Origin of the sequence: Rossellomorea vietnamensis (genome assembly GCF_025398035.1) — a bacterium.
GTDB classification, from domain to species: Bacteria; Bacillota; Bacilli; order Bacillales; family Bacillaceae_B; genus Rossellomorea; species Rossellomorea vietnamensis_B.
This window is the reverse complement of the sequence record NZ_CP104558.1, coordinates 604,250-622,226: the sequence shown is the minus strand read 5'-3', so window position 1 is coordinate 622,226 and position 17,977 is coordinate 604,250. Positions and strand designations below refer to the sequence as shown.

Sequence of the window (17,977 nt, the reverse complement as noted above, 5' to 3'; positions counted from 1 at the left end):
AACTATGTATCAACTGCACCTACCTGCTTTCAATTTGAAGGGGCTAGCGTTGTCAATTCATTCAAAAAATATTGTAAAAACGAAAGGAGTGGAAGACAATCCCACTCCTATTTCTTTCGTTTCTTAATAGTTGAAACTTTTACCAACTATGATTCGTACATCTTATTATGAGGAACAGTTTGAGGAGGTTTATCCATGATCACGGTTGATAACATAAGTAAGCGATATGATTCACTTCTAGCTCTTAACGACATTCATTTAACGATTCAAGAAGGGTCTTGTTTCGGCCTTGTAGGACCTAATGGTGCGGGAAAATCCACCTTGATGAAGATCTTTTCCGGTGTATTGCACGACTTTGATGGGGACATCCATGTCCAGGGGCTATCCGTCAAGAAAGAAAGAATAAAAGTAAAAAAGCTTATCGGTTACATACCTCAAGAAATCTGTTTAGAAGAAACCCTTACTGCCAAGGATAATTTATTGTATTTTGGTAGCTTTTATGGACTGAAAGGAAAAGACCTTCAAGATCGAACCAGGAAAGTGTTACAGCAAATCGGTTTAGAAGAACGAGGGAAAGACAAAGTCAGCACCTTTTCAGGAGGTATGAAGCGCCGGTTGAATATTGGCTGTGCCATTCTCCATGATCCTTCCATTATCATCATGGATGAACCGACAGTGGGAATTGACCCACAATCAAGAAACTCAATTTTTTCCATCATACATGAGCTAAAGGAAAAGGGAAGTACAATCATTTATTCGAGTCATTATATGGAGGAAGTAGAGCAGCTTTGCGACAGCATCGGACTGATTGACAAGGGTGCATTAGTCGAATGTGGAACTATGGATGAGCTGCAACAAAAATATAATAAACCGTCATTATTTGTTTCCGGAGAAGGTTTAGATGATGTTGGTTTATCCAAACATGGAGATGTCGAATCAAAAGGGAATGGATATATTCTGCAAAGTGATGATCCTTTGATGACGCTGGAAAAATTGATTGCCGAGTTCCGCGCCCATAACATTTTGCCAAGAAGGCTAGAGTTATATCAACCGAAACTGGAGGATATCTTTTTCACATTAACAGGGACGCAACTTCGGGATTCTTAGAAAGGGGAAGATGATATGTGGGCGATTGCCAAAATGGAATTAAAGAAAAATATACAGGATAAAGGCTTGTGGTTTTGGACGTTTATCTTACCGATCGTCTTTATCATTGCCTTTGTTTCCATTTTTTCAGGTGATGAAAATACAAGTTACAAAGAAGTCGTTACTCAGATCATTCCAGGCTATACCATCATGTTCGCTTTTTATATTATGATTTCAATGGTCATCGGACTAGTGAAGGATCGGGACAAAGGGATGGTTGCGAGGATTGCCAGTACACCACTTCCAATCATGAGCTATTTTATCGGGAAATGGATTCCTTTCATGGTGATCGTGTTGATTCAGATTGCTGTATTATTTGGATTTGGCGTCGTTGTGTATGACCTTCCTTTAGGGGATCCCCTTGGACTGATTATTTTATCACTTTCTTTGGCGTTTATCGTAACCGGTTGGGGCATGGCACTCGCCGTACTCGTGAAAACGGAAAATATGGGTATTGCCCTTACCCAGATCATAGCTCTTGGTGGCGCAATGCTTGGGGGATTGTGGTTACCCGTCGAATTGATGCCGGAGTTCATGCAAACAATCAGTAAGGTACTGCCTCAATACTGGGCAATTGAAGGATATAAGGAGATTATTCTAGAGGGTGGAGATACTTTAGATGTTTTATTCAATATTTTGATTATGGTCTTGGCCGGAGTAGCTGGTGGCTTGATTGCCATTGCTGCGTATCCGCGGTTTCTTCGTTTATCCAAGAGTTAATGTCAGGTGGAGAATTTTCTGTTTATTTTTAAAAATGAAAATACACTCCTTATTTCTTGGAATTTATGGTATGATTCTAGGGTCTGAAATACATGATCTTCATAGATTGAAAGGGGAACATACTTGAAGAAGAATCAAGTGAAAATCGCAGAATTAAACGCAGAAAATTGGTACGAATGTTGTCAACTGGAACTTTCCCTGGAGCAACAGGAATTTATTGAGTCTAATGCCATTTCGATTGCTCAATCGAAATTCGAAACTACCTTAAAACCATTCGCCATTTATTTTGAAGATAAAATCGTCGGGTTTTTAATGTTCAACTCTGTACCTGAAGAACTGGATGCTTATTGGGTTTACAGAATCATGGTGGATAAAAATTATCAAGGCAAAGGGATCGGAAAAGCCGCAACAGATCTGATGATGAATGAAATGGTAGAAACCTATGGTATAAATAAAATCATAGTAGGATATCATCCTGAAAACCATGGTGCTCACCGCTTATACGCGAGTCTGGGGTTCGTCGATCACGGTGACCGATTTGGCAGGGAAATGGCGGTTGTGAAAGAAGTAACGATTAACTAAGATATTTCAAATGGGCCAAAAACGCTGGCCCTTTTTTAGGTTGCATTAAATCTCCATTTTCTTATAACCCTTGAGCAAACATATTATTCACCCGTTAATGTCCAATATCCCTCGAACCTTTTCCTTTGCTCCCTTCCTCCACTTTTTCACAGCGGATATGGACACATTCTCTACCTCTGCAATTTCACTGACTGTCAGCATATGCAGGCAAGTATACATGACCCATTTTCTCTGATTCGAAGTTAAGTCCCCACAATAACTGAACAGTAATTCTTCCGCCAGTCCTTCGTTGATATGTTCATCCTCGATCATGTCAAAAAACTCCGTCTCTTTGAAAATACTTTTCTCTTCATTTCGACTTTCACTTGTCAATTGAGAAAGGATTCTGCCACGAACATATGAGTAAGCATAAGCAGGAAATGCTCCTTTTTCCGGATCGAATTTTTGATGTGCCTCCCAAAGTGCGATGAGACCGGTTTGATAGTATTCAGGTTTGTTTTTATAAATGTGCAGAGAATGAATGATCTTGTGAATCATCCTGTCATATTGCATATGAAGCTCTTCAAATTTCTCCAAGTCAGTATCCTTTTGACCGGCGCGCCGTTCTTTGTATTCCCAGGTAGCTTAACCTTACAAAGGAACAGGGCTTGAGACAAAAGGGGGTAATCCTCGTTTTCACGGGAGAAACCAAGCATTGCCAAGGGTAGTCATCATTATTTATCAGTAGGGAACTGACAGTTATGCCGAAATTTTTAATGTTGTGAATTACCTGAGTTTAACTTCACCCACCAATAGCAATACTAAAAGGACCATCCACTTACAAGGAGGTCCTGATATGCCAAAGAAAAAGGATGAAAACAACGATGTCCTCGTCCAGAAAAATGAAGAGATTGAAAAGCTTGAAGAGATGTTATCTGCCGTTCTTCACTACTTATCAGATGATGAAATCGAAGAAATCGATATCGAATATCTTCTTACGAATACAGATAACCTCCGGGAATGGTGGGGTAGCTACCGGGAGAAAAACAAAAAGAAGCTGGAAGATGAGATTAAAAAGTCTTTGAACAGGTTATCTCTGGAGGAATTAGAAAACATCCGGGAACAAATAAAGAATAAAAATAGCTAAATGACAATATGGAATCCATAATAATATTATGTAAATTAAATGCAACATAGAAAAAGGCGGATGACGATCTACCTTAAAAAAGCTCAGGAAGAGAACCCTTAGGGAGAAGGCTTCTCTTCCTCGACGTTTATCTATTTACAAAAAGCTGATGAGCAAGTGACACAACTCCTACAGGCGTCTGATTCACGATGACCGTCGCAAAAATTTCATCATCGGGATAATAAAGCGTCACGGATTCATACCCATGGATGCCACTATGATGACCATACGCCGCTATTTCATTTTCAAACGTATACTTGTATAAACCCAAACCGTAAAATCGCTCTGAATCATCCGTTTCATGAAATATAAGCATTTGTTTCATCGACTCCTGAGATAGGAGGGAGCCGCCAAAAAGTGCCTTCATGAATGTTTGGATTTCTGCGGGGTTGGAAACAAGTGCCCCTGAAGTCCCCATGATAGAAACATTGAGATCAGTAATATATGTTATATCATCTGATAGGTCAGTCAAGTCAGGCGTCGCTTTCGAATGCCCGGTGGCAAAGGGGAGCCTGAGATCATTGGTACTAGGGAAGTATGTTCTATCCAGTTGAAGCGGTTGGGTGATCCATTGATAGACTGCATCTTTAAACTTTTTCCCTGAACTTTCTTCTACGATTAGGCCTAGTAATAGAAAATTCGTATTAGAGTACTTGAACAGAGTACCAGGTTGAAATTCAAGATTATGGTTGGCAACAAGTCTGACAAGACTTCGTGACGAAAAGAAATCCCGGGGACTTGAAACAGCGTGCTCGATACACTTTGTTCCTGCAACGTCCATCCATAAATAATCCTTAAGACCGCTTCTATGCTGGAGCAGTTGTCTTACGGATATACGACTGCCTTCTTTCAGGATACCAGGTAAGATGGATTCTACCGTTTGCTCCAGTGAAAGAATGCCTTCTTCCTGCAGTTTTAAGATCACCACACTTGTTACAATGTTTAATAAGCTTCCAACCCGTTGATGATCATAAGGATCTAATAATGTATCTTGAAGAAGGTTTCGAACGCCTGCTGCCATTATATAGTCTTCTCCGTAAGAATCAGTCAGACACAACGATATACCTGGAATCCTGTATCTATCACGAAAGTATTGGACTGTTTTTTTCAGTAAAGCAGGATCCTTCAAAGAAATCATCCTTTCAAGTCTAGGTTTAATAAAGAAAACACCGTGCTATATGCAATTCCTTTTAAGCATAAAGCAGGATTTGAGAGGTTTTAAGTTGAAATGTATATATTTAGTATTTTTTTAATGCTATAGATCCACTAAATAGACAGGAAGTATCATATAGTATGTTTTATACATATGTGAAATCAAGAGAAATAGAAGGAGAATGAACCGATGCCGATTCGTAACTCAGCAAAAGCCATCATTATCAAAGATAACAAGATACTATTGACTAAAAACAAAGACGAAGACAGTATTTTTTACCTTTTCCCCGGGGGTGGACAGGAACCTGGAGAAACACTCCATGAGGCTTTAAAAAGGGAATGCCTTGAGGAAATCGGATGCGAAGTGTCAGTAGGAGAATTAATCCATGTCAGGGAGTATATCGGTAAGAACCATGAACATGCAGCATTTGATTCCGACTTGCATCAAATGGAATTTTATTTTACCTGTACGCTCATCCACGAATGGAACAATGATCAAACCCCATCAAACCCCGATAGTCATCAAGTAGGCGTGGAGTGGATTGACTTGAGTAATCTAAAAGAATATAGACTCTACCCTAAAGAAATAGAATCATACTTAGTTAATAGATCGTCCAAGGTTTATCTGGGAGACATAAATTAGTTCTATTCCATTCAAGGAGGAAATGGTTGATGAGAATAAGTACTTTTATATTGACAGGTCTATTGGCAGGCATTTATTCAAGTGTGTTGGATGGAATTGAACAGGACTACAGCTTGAATTCTTACTTCAGTGCCTTCATCTTAGCGCTGTTAACGATTGGGACCGGGCTTTTATTACACCGGCTCCCTTTCAGAGAAAAATCGAGGGAATCCTGACTAGACTCAGTGAAAATACGAAAAGTCAATAGTAAACGGAGTGATCATGATGAATTCTACATATGTATGGTGGGGGGAATCCGAAGTGAAGTTGACATGGAGGCGAGATTCAATCATTCCTGACACATCGCGAGTCACCAGTGTGCATGGATTCTGCTTTAAAGATGGAAAGCTTCTCTTGGTGAATCTTCATAAGAGAGGGTGGGATTTTCCAGGTGGGCATCTGGAAAAGGGGGAGTCCCCTGAAGATTGCTTGAAGAGGGAAGTGATGGAGGAAGCATATGTATCCGGCTCTTCTCACTTTTTGGGTTACCTGATCGTGGATCATCATGATAATCCACACTGGAATGCACAAAGCCCTTATCCCAAAGTAGGCTTTCAACTTTTTTATAGAGTGGACGTTGAAGAAATATATACATTCGAAGCAGAATATGAATCAGCAGAACGATGTTGGATCCATCCAGATCAAGTAGCTGATTATTATTCTGGATGGAACGGAGTGTATGGGGAGATTCTTTCCCTTGCACAAAATATAGCTACCATAAAGAAAGTGTAGAGCTAGAGGGAATTAGAGGAAAAAAAGAAAAAGCGGGGAAAACCCGCTTTTATTATCTCTCACACTTTGTTTCAAATGAATAATTCACCTGAATCTTTAGTGATCCATGATATGTTTTTTCAGGTGCAGTTCCAGTAGTGGCAATTCTAGTTAAATGATCATATACAAAAGTTAAAGAACTTTGAGGTTGTACTAAAAGGACAATTGGCTGGTTGCTTACACTTCTTTCAAATCGAACATTTATTGCTTGAGAACTAAAGTTTTCCACTGTGCCAGCAGCAATTACTGGAATATTATTGGACTCTACATCAAAAATGGTATTTACCGACTGATTTCCAGTCCCTGAAAAAGGAGCACAATTTTCGAATTGTACAGTTTTGCATTCTACTTTAGGTCTAGGGGGACACTTGTCTTCCTTCCATCCTAATGGTTTGTTATAACAATTCATAATTTCACATTCACCTCCAGTCTATATTAAAATATGAAAAATTTTGTAGTGTGCTTGTACCCCCACCTAAAATGATTGTTCATTTTTATAAAAGTAAAAGAGAAGGAGGAATCCCATATGAAAATAAAAGCCATTTCTATACCTTCATACAATTATTTCCCTTGGAGATTGAATTTGAAAGCTCGGAAGGGAAAGGTTATCTGATGATTAAAGCTGCACTATTCGACCTTGATGGGACGCTTTTAAACAGGGATGCATCTGTCCAAGTATTCATCAAAGATCAATATGTACGATTTTACCAATGGCTCCACCATATCCCGGCGGATTTATATACATCCAGATTCATTGAATTGGATCAGAGGGGGTATGTGTGGAAAGACAGTGTCTATAAGCAGCTGATCGAAGAATTTTCAATACGGGATCTAACTTGGGAAGAACTGCTCAACGATTATATCAGTCAATTTAAACACAGCTGTGTACCGTTTCCTCATTTACATCATATGCTGGATGAATTACAGGCTTGTGGCATACAATTGGGGATGATCACAAACGGCTTCGGCAAATTTCAAATGGACAACATACTGGCCCTTAAAATCGAACCTTACTTTCAAGAAATCCTTATCTCTGAATGGGAAGGATTGAAAAAGCCCGACCCTGAGATTTTTAAGAGGGCGATAAAAAGATTAAATGTAAAACCTGAAGAATGTATTTTTGTAGGGGACCACCCTGAGTATGATGTATACAGTGCCCAAAAAATAGGGATGAAGGGTATTTGGAAAAAAGATCCCCATAGGACCGGTGTAAAGCATGCAGATGCTGTGATTGATAACTTGTCTGATTTACCACGCTGCTTAAGGAGCTTTTAATTTTCTTATTAGGCAATTTTGAGGGGGGGATCCACCATCTAACATACTTTTTTAGGCAAAGCTACCACTATTAAATTCATGAAATTTCTAGTATAATAGTCTTCTTGATACTACATATTCAGAGTAGCGCACTGGAATTGAATCAAATCAGGAGGGTCTAAATTGTTAGAATTCAGTAAATTATTTACAGAACCAGTAAAAACAGTTGCCATTAATATAGCAATTGTTTCATTAGTAACCATATCGCTTACCACACTTATATATACGGTACTTAAATTCATTAAGTTACCAGAAAAGTTCATAGAAAATATCATAGGCCTGATCGTCGTGTTCGTAGGCATCGGCACCGTTTATTATTCACTTAGATGGGATTTATTCCTCGCATTATAACGATCTATACTATCAGTAAAAAGCATCTACATGGTGCTTTTTTTTTATGTGCATTTTTTAATAAAGCATGTGTCCATCATGAACTTCATCCTAAAGTCTTATATCCTTTCATCTAAAATGACCATGATATGACCATGCCATATCAATATAGTATAAATAGAAATGAAATAATCCCCTTGATAATATGTAGAAATTTCTTTATATTTAGTAAATGCGATTTTACCAAATGTTGGAGGTAGCTACCTATGAATGACATGAAGAAATTTTGTAACTCCATTAACTCCTGTTTCTCCAAAGAGAATTCGCCTTTTGACGAACGAAATATGGGTGAGATTGTATCCTTACTTCGTGTGAAATCTCAACTGACTCAAGAAGAGCTGGCTCAAAAAGCAAATGTATCTACACAAACCATTAAAAGACTTGAAGGAGGCAAGGAAAAGGTAAGTGATGTTACTTGTCGAGAAATAGTAGAAGCATTGGGAGTTAATATTTCCCAACTGACAAAGCTTCTAGACGAATGAAAGAACGACTGTCCAATTATAGAGAGAAGGAATAAATATGAGATTTAGAGATTTTCATAAAAATATTAAAATACGCATCATTGAAACATTTATGAGCCGCTTTATTGGGAGCATGATCTTTCCGTTTATGTCGATTTACCTGGCCGTTCATTTTGGAACAAAGGTAGCAGGATTATTACTTTTGATCAATGTGTTTGTAGGAATAGGAATCAATTTTCTTGGAGGATATTTCGCCGATCAATTTGGCCGCAAAAAAATAATGTTATTCGCTGAATCGCTCAGGTTTCTGGCTTTTCTCACCATGATGGTTTGTAACTCGCCCTGGTTTGAATCAGCCGCTGTCACCTTTGCCATGATGACGGTCAACAGCATATGCTGGGGCCTTGCAGGACCTGCCAATCAGGCTATGATGATCGACGTCAGCACACCATCACAACGGAAGCTCATGTATTCGATCACCTACTGGGCGAACAATCTCTCCATCGCGATCGGAGGAATCATAGGGGCTTTCTTATTCAAGGATTACCTTTTCGAGCTCTTTCTTGCATTAAGTGTTGCATCCGCCATTACCGCAACCTTGGTGGCATTCTTCATTGATGAGAGCTATACGGTATCTGAATCCAAGATGACACCCTCTCAGCATGTTAAACAACTTATTTCAAACTACGGAAAAGTCATGCATGACAAGCTGTTTGTTCTGTTTACCATTGCAGGTGTGCTTATTCTGTCCATGGAGTTCCAGCTTACGAATTACATCGGCATTCGACTAAGTGAAGAAATGCCCTCGCAACCCTTCCTATTCTGGGACATAGACGGCGTACAAACCATGGGGATCTTACGAAGTGAAAATACGATTCTGGTCGTCCTCCTCATGCTTTTTGTCACAAGGACTCCGCATTCATTAAAAGACAAGACCGTTTTAGTATGGAGTTGTTTCTTCTTTTCAATAGGGTATGCGGCACTTGCTTATTCAAATAACGTATTCATTTTATTTTTGATGATGGGGGTACTCACTATCGGAGAAGTCTTCCGCGTGCCGGTAGAGCAATCGTACATGGCATCCATTCCCCCTGACGATGCCCGAAGCTCCTATATGGCATTTAGTGGGTTGAAATTTAACCTGTCCATGTTGATTGCATCCATCACCGTAACACTCGGAGCGATTCTTCCATCGATCATCATGGCCGGGATTATTCTCACCATTGGACTTACTGGTACGGTACTATTAAAAATCATTTCTCCAGAGTTGGATAGGCGAAAAGAAGTCGCTGATCTGAAGCAGAACCATGAAGCTGTTAAAGCAGGTTAGGATATACAAAGTAAAATAGACTATGGAAGGGTTCATTCAGGGATTGTATAAAATTACTAGAAAGATGAGAAGGCTTAGAGTTGATAATAGAAATGGGCAGATGCTATATTATCCTGAATAAGGTACGAATTCCGTTCATATCTTTAGAAGAATTAAATCGTACGAAGGGAGAGCCTATGGAGAAGAAATGGGAAGTCGCACTACCTTCTTTATCTCAGATGTCCGTGTCATCAAATGCTAATAACGAACCTGTCACCATCCATGGTGGTGATGAAACATTACGTTGCATTGGCGTCGGAACAGACGCGGCAGTCTTTCAATCCATTTATGCACCCGACTTTGCTTTCAAATTGTATGCTGAAGATAAAAGATCTAAAATAAAAAGTGAAGAAAAAGTCTATCACACCATCGGAGACTCCCCTTATTTCTCCACCTGCTACGCGGCTTATGATACTTTACTGGTGTTAAGTTTTGAAGAGGGACCAACTCTTTTCGATTGTTTGCTACAGGGGATCAACATTCCTGAACAAGTGGTTGAAGACGTTGAACATGCAAGACAATATGTTCGAGATCAAGGAATGAATCCGCGTGATATTCACCTGAAAAACATTTTATTGCAAAATGGCAGAGCGAAAATCATTGATGTATCGGAATATATCCAACCTGGAAATGATTTCAGGTGGGAGCATCTAAAGAAAGCATACGACGATCATTACCATCTTATAGAAGGTCGGGCCTTGCCATTTTGGCTGTTGGAGACCATTAGAAAATGGTATAACTCATGGAATAAGCATTTTAGTTCATATGAGGAGTTCATGAAGAGAGTATCAAATTTCACTTCCTTTAAATAAGCCCCAAAAAAGCGTTCAAGGCATTTGCTGCTTTGAACTCTTTTTTGACTTGAATGAGTTGTACAACATGCTTTACTTTGACATAATTCAATATAGAATATCATAGAAGCAGGAGGGAGAATATGTGGTATCAAAACGATGTAACGAAGAATCTGGGTACAAAATATCCTATCATCCAAGCAGGGATGGCCGGAGGGATCACTACCCCTGAACTGGTTGCTTCTGTATCAAATTCCGGGGGACTGGGGACAATTGGAGCTGGGTATATGTCTGTCACGGACCTCAATGAATGTATCAAACACGTAAAAAAACAAACGAATCTTCCGTTTGGTGTGAATTTTTTCATACCCGAGGAACCGGAATATAGTGAAGAACAGTTAAACCAAATGCAAAAATTACTGAAACCATTTAAGAAAGAGTTGAATCTATTCAATGATGGTCCATTCATTTTAAAACAAATTGATATTGAAAGACAGATGGAAACAGTCTTAAAGGAAAAGGTTCCTGTCTGCAGCTTTACATTTGGAATTCCCCCAAAGGAAATAATGAAAGAATTGAAAAAGGAAGGTATTCAAGTGATTGGAACTGCAACGACGGTGGAAGAAGCGTTGATCAATCAAGAATGTGGAGTGGATTTGATTGTCGCGCAGGGAAGTGAGGCGGGTGGTCACAGAGGTACATTTCTTGGTACATATGATGAATCGATGATTGGGACGTTCTCTCTACTTCCACAAGTAGTGGATGCTGTGGAAGTACCGGTCATAGCTGCAGGGGGAGTAATGGATGGAAGAGGCGTGGTAGCTGCACTGGCTTTGGGTGCAAAAGGAGTTCAGATGGGTACGGCTTTTCTTACCAATAAAGAAAGCGGGGCAAAAGAGATACACAAAAAAGCTATTTTACAAGCTGAAGAAACAAGTACAACCCTCACATCTGCATTCAGCGGTAAACCGGCAAGGGGCATAACAAACTCATTCATACACATGATGAAAGAGTATGAGAATCAAATCCTTCCTTACCCTGTGCAAAACGCCTTGACGAAAGAATTGAGAAGGGAAGCCGGCAATCAACGTAACCCTGAATTTATGTCATTATGGTCTGGCCAAAGTCCGCGGCTAAGTAAGGACGTTAATGTACATGAATTGATGGATTCCCTGGTAATGGAAGTGGAAAAAGGTATACACAATTTGACCGGACAGTGACGGTTATAGAAGATCTCAATACCATTTATTTATCTTTAGTCCCATTATCACAAATCTTGTTTTCCCATTATTTAACCTTGTAATACTTTCTAGCAAAGGTATAATTTTGATATAAGGAAAGCGCTTTTTTTATTTAACATAAATTTTCATAATAATTAAAATTCATTTTTCGAGGTGCATTTTCTAGGAGGTTCACATGAGAGAAATTTTACCGGGATCTATATTGTCTCACATTCAATACGGGTATCAAAAAGTTCCTAAGAAAGTCAAAAGTCAATGTCCAAGTTGCTCTAAGACCAGTGAATTTGTGCTGAAAGCCAACTTCTATCAAGTAAATAAAACGGGGTTGTTCGCAGAGGCAAATTGTTCGGAGTGTAAGAAACCGGCTGTTTTCGTTATCATGTTGAATGATGATTCGATTCATCAAAAGGAGGAAGCGGGCCTTTATATTTATGATCCCCTGGCTACAAACGGCCCTTTGGATCAGATCCAGGGGAATAAACGGATCCCCCAGGACCTTGTCCGTTCGTTCCGTTCTGCATTGAATGTCAGCCAGTCCAAAGATAACTCCGCTACGGCCGTAATGTCAAAGCGCGTGTTAGAGAGTGTCCTGAAGAATTTCAATGGTGATCAATCATCAGGTCAATCACTGTCGGAACAATTCGATCAACTGCCGAAGAATGTAGATCTGTCAAAACCGATCCAGGCCCTCAGCCATCTTGTTCATCCCAAATCAGCATTTTATGAAATGTTGGAATTGGAACGTGAAATAGACGATGAAACTGCCGGCCTGCTCATAGAGTTATTGGAAGGTTTGATAGAATACCTTTATGTGCTTCCGGAGAAAATTGAATCTTTACAGGAGAGAATTGAAAAGAAGTATTAGGGGGAGTAGAGTGCTGAAACTGGCACTCTACCTTTTTTCATAATGGTTTTAACCCGAGGGAATACAGTGCCTGGTTGACTTCATCCACGTCGTGAATTTCCTTCTCTAAACAAAACTGAATGACGAGATCGAATCGGTCATTGTTGGACAGGGAGAAACCGGCGGCATTCAACATCTCTACGGTATCTTTCTCAGACAATTTCATAGAAAGACACAAGGCTACGACTGTCCGCTTACTGGGCTTATAATCAGGAATCGATCTTATTTTGGAAAAAAGCTTCCGGTCTACTCCGGCTTTTTTGTAAACGGAAGCATCTGTTACACCCCGTTCATCGATATGCTGAAATAGCCTTTCTGAAAAAGACGCTGAATGATTCATCTCAATAAACTCTTCCAGCTCACTGGCGTACACCGCATCACTTAAAATGAACTCTTCTTTATGTATATCATATATCCTGAGGTCTCTCCCTGAGTCCACAAAATCAAGAAGCTCCTTCAGAATCTGTTCGCTAAGCATACCATCGCCTCCATATGTCGCTTTCAAAGCGACCCGTCTCTTACTCTATGTGGTTATGATTATATCAGAACAATATGGAGAGGATGAGAAAAAATGAATCGGGAATACACTGAAATCATTTTTTTATTGGATAGAAGCGGATCGATGAGGGGACTTGAACAAGAGACGATTGGAGGTTACAACTCTTTTATCGAGAAGCAACGTCAGTTAACAGGGAAAACACTTGTCACGACCGTTCTCTTTGATGATAAGGTCGAGCAGTTATGGAGTGGAATGGACGCTTGTAAGGTACGGCTTACAGGGGAAGAGTATTTCGTAAGGGGATGCACGGCTTTATTGGATGCTATAGGTAAAACGATCATCCAAGCGGGTCATCGCCTGTCTCATATGGATGAAGTGGAAAGACCGGGGAAAGTCATCTTTGTCATCACAACCGATGGTATGGAAAACGCCAGCGTGGAGTTCTCTGCTAGTCAGGTGAAGGAACTTATCAACCAGCAGCAGAAGCGGTACAATTGGGAGTTCATCTTTCTGGGAGCGAATATCAATGCTTCTCAAGAAGCATTGAACATCGGCATCGATATCGGAAATGCGTATCAATTTGAAGCTTCTTCTAAAGGGGTTGAAGAGATGTACGACGTGGTGAGTGAAGCTGTGTTTGAAAAGAGACATAAATGGTAATCATGATGTTGGGGTCCCATCTATTTGATGGGATTTTTTTCGTTGCCAATACATATTAGCCTTATATCAGAATCAAGATCTTTCACGATTCTGATCAGAATTTATTTAAATTTTGCCAAAACTAGTTTATCATAGTGAGGTAGATTCAATTTATTCGGAAGTCAACGGAATTAAAGGAAGGTACACGATGATGACAGAAAACGAAAAGAATATTACGAGAATACATATGGATGGGAAGGAATTTATTCTCATCGGAACCGCTCATGTGTCACGTCAGAGTGCTGAGCAGGTGAAAGAAGTGATAGAAGCTGAACGCCCGGATACTGTGTGTGTTGAGCTGGACGAACCGAGGTATCAATCCATCGTCGAAGGAGATAAGTGGAGGGACACAGACATCTTTCAAGTAATCAAGGATAAGAAAGCCACCTTACTGCTTATGAACCTTGCCATTGGATCCTTCCAGCGAAGAATGGCCAAACAGTTCGGCATCAAACCGGGACAGGAAATGATTCAGGGGATTGAATCCGCGAAAGAACTTAACGCAGAACTTGTCCTTGCTGACCGCAACATCCAGGTGACATTTTCCCGGATATGGAACAGCGTGGGTTTCAGTGGGAAAGCCAAGCTATTGACCCAAATCATCTACAGTATTTTCAGCACTGATACGATTACGGAGGAAGAACTCGAGAAAATTAAATCACAGGATATGCTTGATTCGATGTTGAATGAATTCACCCAAGTGTTTCCCAAACTGAAAACACCCTTGATTGATGAACGTGATCAATATCTGGCCCAAAAAATCAAGGAAGCACCTGGCGATAAAATCGTAGCCGTCCTTGGTGCCGCACATGTCCCGGGTATCACGAAAGAAATTTATAATGAGCATAACCTTGACAAACTTAATGAACGACCTGCTAAATCAAAATGGCCTAAAATCATCGGGTGGACCATTCCTATCATGATTCTGGCCGTCATTGCCTACACATTCATATCAAACCCCGATGCAGGCATACAGCAGGGGATCAGTTGGATATTATGGAATGGGGGATTCTCTGCCTTGGGGGTAGCCATCGGCATGGGTCATCCATTAGCCGTATTGACAGCCTTCGTCGCAGCACCTATCACATCCTTGAACCCGCTTCTTGCAGCGGGTTGGTTTGCAGGATTCGTTCAAGCGTATTTCCGCAGACCTAATGTCGGTGACTTTGACTCTCTCCCTGAAGATGTCCTGAGCATAAAAGGATTCTGGAGAAATAAAGTAACCCGCGTCCTGCTCATTGTCGTACTTGCCAACTTAGGAAGCACACTGGGGACGGTCATTGGTGGAGCAGACGTTGTAAGATTATTTCTGGAAAATATATAGAAACCAAATGAGTCATCCTCCAGGATGGCTTATTTTATATGGGTAATTTTTGGAATATTATGCTAAAATGAGTATACAAAGGCTGTGGAGGGGATCATGATAACTGAATTCATCAATCGATATGCCCATTGGCTCCTTCTTCTTATTACTGGATTGAGTATCGGGATGGGATTTACAATCCTCACGTCTTCGGTTCAAGGAATCATCGCAGGCATATTTGGCATAGTAGGATTCTTGGGCATTACCTATCTGGTCATCCATATGGAAGTTCAGAAGAGGAGGAATGGAAAATAAAAAAAGGAAGGAGGAGCCGCATGATCTACGTAATAAGACACGGTCAAACGGACTGGAATAAAGAAGGGAGACTGCAAGGGAGAAGAGGACTTCCTTTAAATGAAGAAGGTGTCAGACAAGCCGAAAATGTAAAACAACAACTGAGTCATATCAGCTTCAATTACGTCTTTTCATCTCCACAGAAAAGAGCACAGGAAACGGCTGAAATTGCTAGTGGGATGTCATGCATCACAGACTCCAGGCTGGATGTTTATGATTTAGGTGAAGCAGATGGACTTTTAAAAAGGGAAGTGAAGATGGATGGACCATTGCCTGATTCAGCTTCCTATAGCGGGGTGGAGGATCCTTTGGAGTTCATGAAAAGGATAAAACACTTTATGGCGGAATTAGAAACATTATATGCCAAGGAAGATAAAAACATCCTGATCTCCGGACACAGATGTACAACAGGGGCAATCGGTGCTTTTTTTAAGGGAATACCAGATGACCGGAATATATTAAAGCTCTCTTCCGATAATGGCGAATATAAGCAGTATGGATTCATGTTTAGAAAATGATCATGCCTAAAATGTAACTGCACAGCCACGTTTTCAAAATGGATCTTTGGGTAAATAGTAGTTAACCTTTACCCGCGACCTTGTGAGGAGAGAATAATAGGAGCTGTGACGATCGTTGCTCAATATACATGACAGATACTCCATTGTTTTGTATCAAACCTATATGGCAAGAAACCAGGCTTCCCGTACTTCTCAGAAGATTACCATTCAAATGCTCTCTCAGTACACAGGATTCTCTGAGGAAATCATCCTCGAAGCATTAGAATTCGGAAAGTTATCACCTGATTTATCTTTAAGATAATCACCTAGGGTTAAAGGTCTAAGAAAATTATTTTCTCCTCCAAGGTTGACTTAACTTTGATTTATTCATTTTTGTTACATAATTAATTTTTGAAGAATATATTGAAAAAACAAGCTTATATTTATTATAATAACAGAAAGGATTTATAGAGGAGGATCTAATGGACACCCACAGGAGTAAAAGAATCTCAAAGTTATACAGAAAGTTAATTACTTCTGATGCAACGCAAGCTTTCCTTATTTATAAAGGCCTAGATGAGACAACGAAAGCAGAATTACTTGATTTAGTGGCAGAGATGGGCTCTCAGCACTCAGAAAAATTGATGAATAAAATAAGCTAACATACATGTACAGAGTATAAGACCTGGAGAGATGAGTACCTCAGGTCTTTTTCTTATGAAAGTCTTAATGTGATCGACGTTTATTAGAGAAATAAATAATATATTAATAAAATAAAGCTAAGTCTTATGTCCCCCATTGAATACTTCACTTCGATGATATTTGACATATACACAGAAAAAACTGCGGTGTGATTTCGATTAGGAAATCCATCGCTTTTTTTTTATTTCTATCTGATTTTATCATTCCATTGAACTACTTCATCTTGTCATAAGGAGAAAGATACAGTCAGAAATAACCTTTTATAGTCCATACTTCCTTTTTTTATGAAAACAGGAATATATTCCTTTTTATTCAAAAAATGATTGTAATTAAATGCTATAATAATTATAATATTAAGAAAATTTAATAAATATTTCCTAAGAAAGGAGGGAACACTTGATGAACGTATATATGTCAGTTGATATGGAGGGTGTAACAGGACTGGTTGATCATACTCATGTCTCATCAGATAAGCATAATTATGAACGCGGAAGAATCATTATGACAGAAGAGGCCAATGCCGTTGTGACTGCTGCATTTGATTCGGGCTGTAAAGAGGTATTGGTAAATGACAGTCATTCTCAAATGAACAATTTGTTAATAGAAAAACTACACCCTGAAACGAAACTGATATCCGGTGGAGTAAAACCATATTCCATGGTTCAAGGACTGGATGAGACGTTTGATGGGGCTTTTTTTGTTGGTTATCATGCCCGGGCTTCCATGAAAGGGGTGATGTCCCATTCCATGATCTTTGGGGTGAGAAACATGTACATCAATGATGCGGCCGTCGGTGAATTGGGATTCAATGCATACGTTGCAGGATACTACGGGGTTCCCGTCTTAATGGTTGCCGGGGATGATCAGGCTGCACTGGAGGCAGAAGCATTAATTCCAAATGTGACAACTGCCGTGGTGAAGGAAACGATTTCCCGTTCTGTTGCCAAGAGCCTTACCCCTGAGAAATCAAAACAATTATTAAAAAAGAAAACAGAAGAAGCGATACATAATAAGAAAAATGTACAACCACTTACTCCTCCTGAACATCCTACTTTACGTATCGAGTTTGCAAATTACGGACAGGCGGAGTGGGCAAGTCTCATGCCGGGTACCGTTCATGAAGAAGATACAACGATTGTGAGATTTGAGGCCGGGGATATCCTTGAAGCCTACAGAGCCATGCTTGTCATGACTGAACTCGCGATGAGAACAACATTCTGTTAGGAAGTGTTAGA

At 39.9% G+C, this 17,977-nt stretch carries 23 protein-coding genes; 19 read left to right on the top strand and 4 right to left on the bottom strand.

Annotated features, from left to right (window positions below; all coding sequences use genetic code 11):
- Nucleotides 1-195: 195 nt before the first annotated feature.
- The 3 genes from N5C46_RS03365 to N5C46_RS03355 all read left to right on the top strand — a co-directional run bounded on the left by N5C46_RS03365 (nucleotide 196) and on the right by N5C46_RS03355 (nucleotide 2,448).
- A complete protein-coding gene (locus N5C46_RS03365; RefSeq protein WP_261750919.1) occupies nucleotides 196-1,107 on the top strand; it encodes an ABC transporter ATP-binding protein in 912 nt (303 codons plus the stop codon).
- A gap of 15 nt (nucleotides 1,108-1,122) precedes the next feature.
- Nucleotides 1,123-1,866: an ABC transporter permease gene (locus tag N5C46_RS03360; protein ID WP_261750918.1), complete on the top strand. Its 744-nt coding sequence runs from the start codon at nucleotides 1,123-1,125 to the stop codon at nucleotides 1,864-1,866.
- 123 nt (nucleotides 1,867-1,989) lie between these two features.
- The gene (locus tag N5C46_RS03355) at nucleotides 1,990-2,448 is read left to right on the top strand and encodes a GNAT family N-acetyltransferase (protein ID WP_261750917.1); all 459 of its coding nucleotides are present in this window, start codon (nucleotides 1,990-1,992) and stop codon (nucleotides 2,446-2,448) included.
- An 87-nt stretch (nucleotides 2,449-2,535) separates the two neighbouring features.
- Here the strand turns inward: N5C46_RS03355 and N5C46_RS03350 are convergent, their stop codons facing one another.
- Complete coding sequence (locus N5C46_RS03350; protein WP_261750916.1) at nucleotides 2,536-3,024, bottom strand: sigma-70 family RNA polymerase sigma factor; 489 nt, start codon at nucleotides 3,022-3,024, stop codon at nucleotides 2,536-2,538.
- Nucleotides 3,025-3,283: 259 nt separating this feature from the next.
- On the opposite strand from N5C46_RS03350, the gene N5C46_RS03345 reads away from it, so the two are divergent.
- Nucleotides 3,284-3,574, top strand: a complete 291-nt coding sequence (locus tag N5C46_RS03345; protein WP_261750915.1) for a hypothetical protein — start codon at nucleotides 3,284-3,286, stop codon at nucleotides 3,572-3,574.
- A gap of 127 nt (nucleotides 3,575-3,701) precedes the next feature.
- On the opposite strand, the gene N5C46_RS03340 is transcribed toward N5C46_RS03345, so the two are convergent.
- Nucleotides 3,702-4,751: a serine hydrolase domain-containing protein gene (locus N5C46_RS03340; protein WP_261750914.1), complete on the bottom strand. Its 1,050-nt coding sequence runs from the start codon at nucleotides 4,749-4,751 to the stop codon at nucleotides 3,702-3,704.
- Nucleotides 4,752-4,955: 204 nt separating this feature from the next.
- Here N5C46_RS03340 and N5C46_RS03335 point away from each other — a divergent pair, with 204 nt between their 5' ends.
- From N5C46_RS03335 to N5C46_RS03325, 3 genes are read left to right on the top strand one after another with little or no spacing between them, the layout of a single operon-like run.
- The gene (locus N5C46_RS03335; RefSeq protein WP_261750913.1) at nucleotides 4,956-5,408 is read left to right on the top strand and encodes an NUDIX domain-containing protein; all 453 of its coding nucleotides are present in this window, start codon (nucleotides 4,956-4,958) and stop codon (nucleotides 5,406-5,408) included.
- 29 nt (nucleotides 5,409-5,437) lie between these two features.
- On the top strand, nucleotides 5,438-5,623 hold the full coding sequence (locus N5C46_RS03330; RefSeq protein ID WP_261750912.1) for a hypothetical protein: 186 nt from the start codon (nucleotides 5,438-5,440) through the stop codon (nucleotides 5,621-5,623).
- A 49-nt stretch (nucleotides 5,624-5,672) separates the two neighbouring features.
- Entirely contained in the window at nucleotides 5,673-6,179 is a 507-nt protein-coding gene (locus N5C46_RS03325; RefSeq protein WP_261750911.1) for an NUDIX domain-containing protein, read from the top strand.
- 52 nt (nucleotides 6,180-6,231) lie between these two features.
- Here the strand turns inward: N5C46_RS03325 and N5C46_RS03320 are convergent, their stop codons facing one another.
- Nucleotides 6,232-6,627, bottom strand: coding sequence for an S-Ena type endospore appendage (locus tag N5C46_RS03320; RefSeq protein ID WP_261750910.1), 396 nt, complete (start codon nucleotides 6,625-6,627; stop codon nucleotides 6,232-6,234).
- Nucleotides 6,628-6,830: 203 nt separating this feature from the next.
- Here N5C46_RS03320 and N5C46_RS03315 point away from each other — a divergent pair, with 203 nt between their 5' ends.
- The 6 genes from N5C46_RS03315 (at nucleotide 6,831) to N5C46_RS03290 (ending at nucleotide 12,649) form a co-directional block, all read left to right on the top strand.
- Nucleotides 6,831-7,493, top strand: coding sequence for an HAD family hydrolase (locus N5C46_RS03315; protein ID WP_261750909.1), 663 nt, complete (start codon nucleotides 6,831-6,833; stop codon nucleotides 7,491-7,493).
- 635 nt (nucleotides 7,494-8,128) lie between these two features.
- Nucleotides 8,129-8,404, top strand: coding sequence for a helix-turn-helix transcriptional regulator (locus tag N5C46_RS03310; protein WP_261750908.1), 276 nt, complete (start codon nucleotides 8,129-8,131; stop codon nucleotides 8,402-8,404).
- Between the two features lie 37 nt (nucleotides 8,405-8,441).
- Nucleotides 8,442-9,713: an MDR family MFS transporter gene (locus tag N5C46_RS03305; RefSeq protein ID WP_261750907.1), complete on the top strand. Its 1,272-nt coding sequence runs from the start codon at nucleotides 8,442-8,444 to the stop codon at nucleotides 9,711-9,713.
- Nucleotides 9,714-9,889: 176 nt separating this feature from the next.
- Nucleotides 9,890-10,564, top strand: a complete 675-nt coding sequence (locus N5C46_RS03300; protein ID WP_261750906.1) for a serine/threonine protein kinase — start codon at nucleotides 9,890-9,892, stop codon at nucleotides 10,562-10,564.
- Nucleotides 10,565-10,686: 122 nt separating this feature from the next.
- Nucleotides 10,687-11,763, top strand: a complete 1,077-nt coding sequence (locus N5C46_RS03295; protein ID WP_261750905.1) for an NAD(P)H-dependent flavin oxidoreductase — start codon at nucleotides 10,687-10,689, stop codon at nucleotides 11,761-11,763.
- Nucleotides 11,764-11,959: 196 nt separating this feature from the next.
- A complete protein-coding gene (locus N5C46_RS03290) occupies nucleotides 11,960-12,649 on the top strand; it encodes a DUF4145 domain-containing protein (RefSeq protein WP_261750904.1) in 690 nt (229 codons plus the stop codon).
- A gap of 37 nt (nucleotides 12,650-12,686) precedes the next feature.
- Here N5C46_RS03290 and N5C46_RS03285 read toward each other — a convergent pair whose 3' ends face one another.
- Nucleotides 12,687-13,166 carry a hypothetical protein gene (locus N5C46_RS03285; RefSeq protein ID WP_261750903.1) on the bottom strand — a complete coding sequence of 160 codons (480 nt, stop codon included), beginning with the start codon at nucleotides 13,164-13,166 and terminating at the stop codon, nucleotides 12,687-12,689.
- A gap of 93 nt (nucleotides 13,167-13,259) precedes the next feature.
- On the opposite strand from N5C46_RS03285, the gene N5C46_RS03280 reads away from it, so the two are divergent.
- From N5C46_RS03280 to N5C46_RS03255, 6 genes are all read left to right on the top strand, one after another.
- Nucleotides 13,260-13,847, top strand: a complete 588-nt coding sequence (locus N5C46_RS03280; RefSeq protein WP_261750901.1) for a vWA domain-containing protein — start codon at nucleotides 13,260-13,262, stop codon at nucleotides 13,845-13,847.
- 190 nt (nucleotides 13,848-14,037) lie between these two features.
- Nucleotides 14,038-15,210 carry a TraB/GumN family protein gene (locus N5C46_RS03275; RefSeq protein WP_261752263.1) on the top strand — a complete coding sequence of 391 codons (1,173 nt, stop codon included), beginning with the start codon at nucleotides 14,038-14,040 and terminating at the stop codon, nucleotides 15,208-15,210.
- 96 nt (nucleotides 15,211-15,306) lie between these two features.
- Complete coding sequence (locus N5C46_RS03270; RefSeq protein ID WP_261750900.1) at nucleotides 15,307-15,504, top strand: hypothetical protein; 198 nt, start codon at nucleotides 15,307-15,309, stop codon at nucleotides 15,502-15,504.
- Between the two features lie 20 nt (nucleotides 15,505-15,524).
- Nucleotides 15,525-16,061 (top strand): histidine phosphatase family protein, encoded by a 537-nt coding sequence (locus tag N5C46_RS03265; RefSeq protein ID WP_261750899.1) that lies wholly within the window; start codon nucleotides 15,525-15,527, stop codon nucleotides 16,059-16,061.
- Between the two features lie 115 nt (nucleotides 16,062-16,176).
- Nucleotides 16,177-16,362: a hypothetical protein gene (locus N5C46_RS03260; protein ID WP_034759495.1), complete on the top strand. Its 186-nt coding sequence runs from the start codon at nucleotides 16,177-16,179 to the stop codon at nucleotides 16,360-16,362.
- Between the two features lie 779 nt (nucleotides 16,363-17,141).
- Nucleotides 17,142-17,966 (top strand): M55 family metallopeptidase, encoded by an 825-nt coding sequence (locus N5C46_RS03255; protein ID WP_261750898.1) that lies wholly within the window; start codon nucleotides 17,142-17,144, stop codon nucleotides 17,964-17,966.
- Nucleotides 17,967-17,977 lie beyond the last annotated feature (11 nt).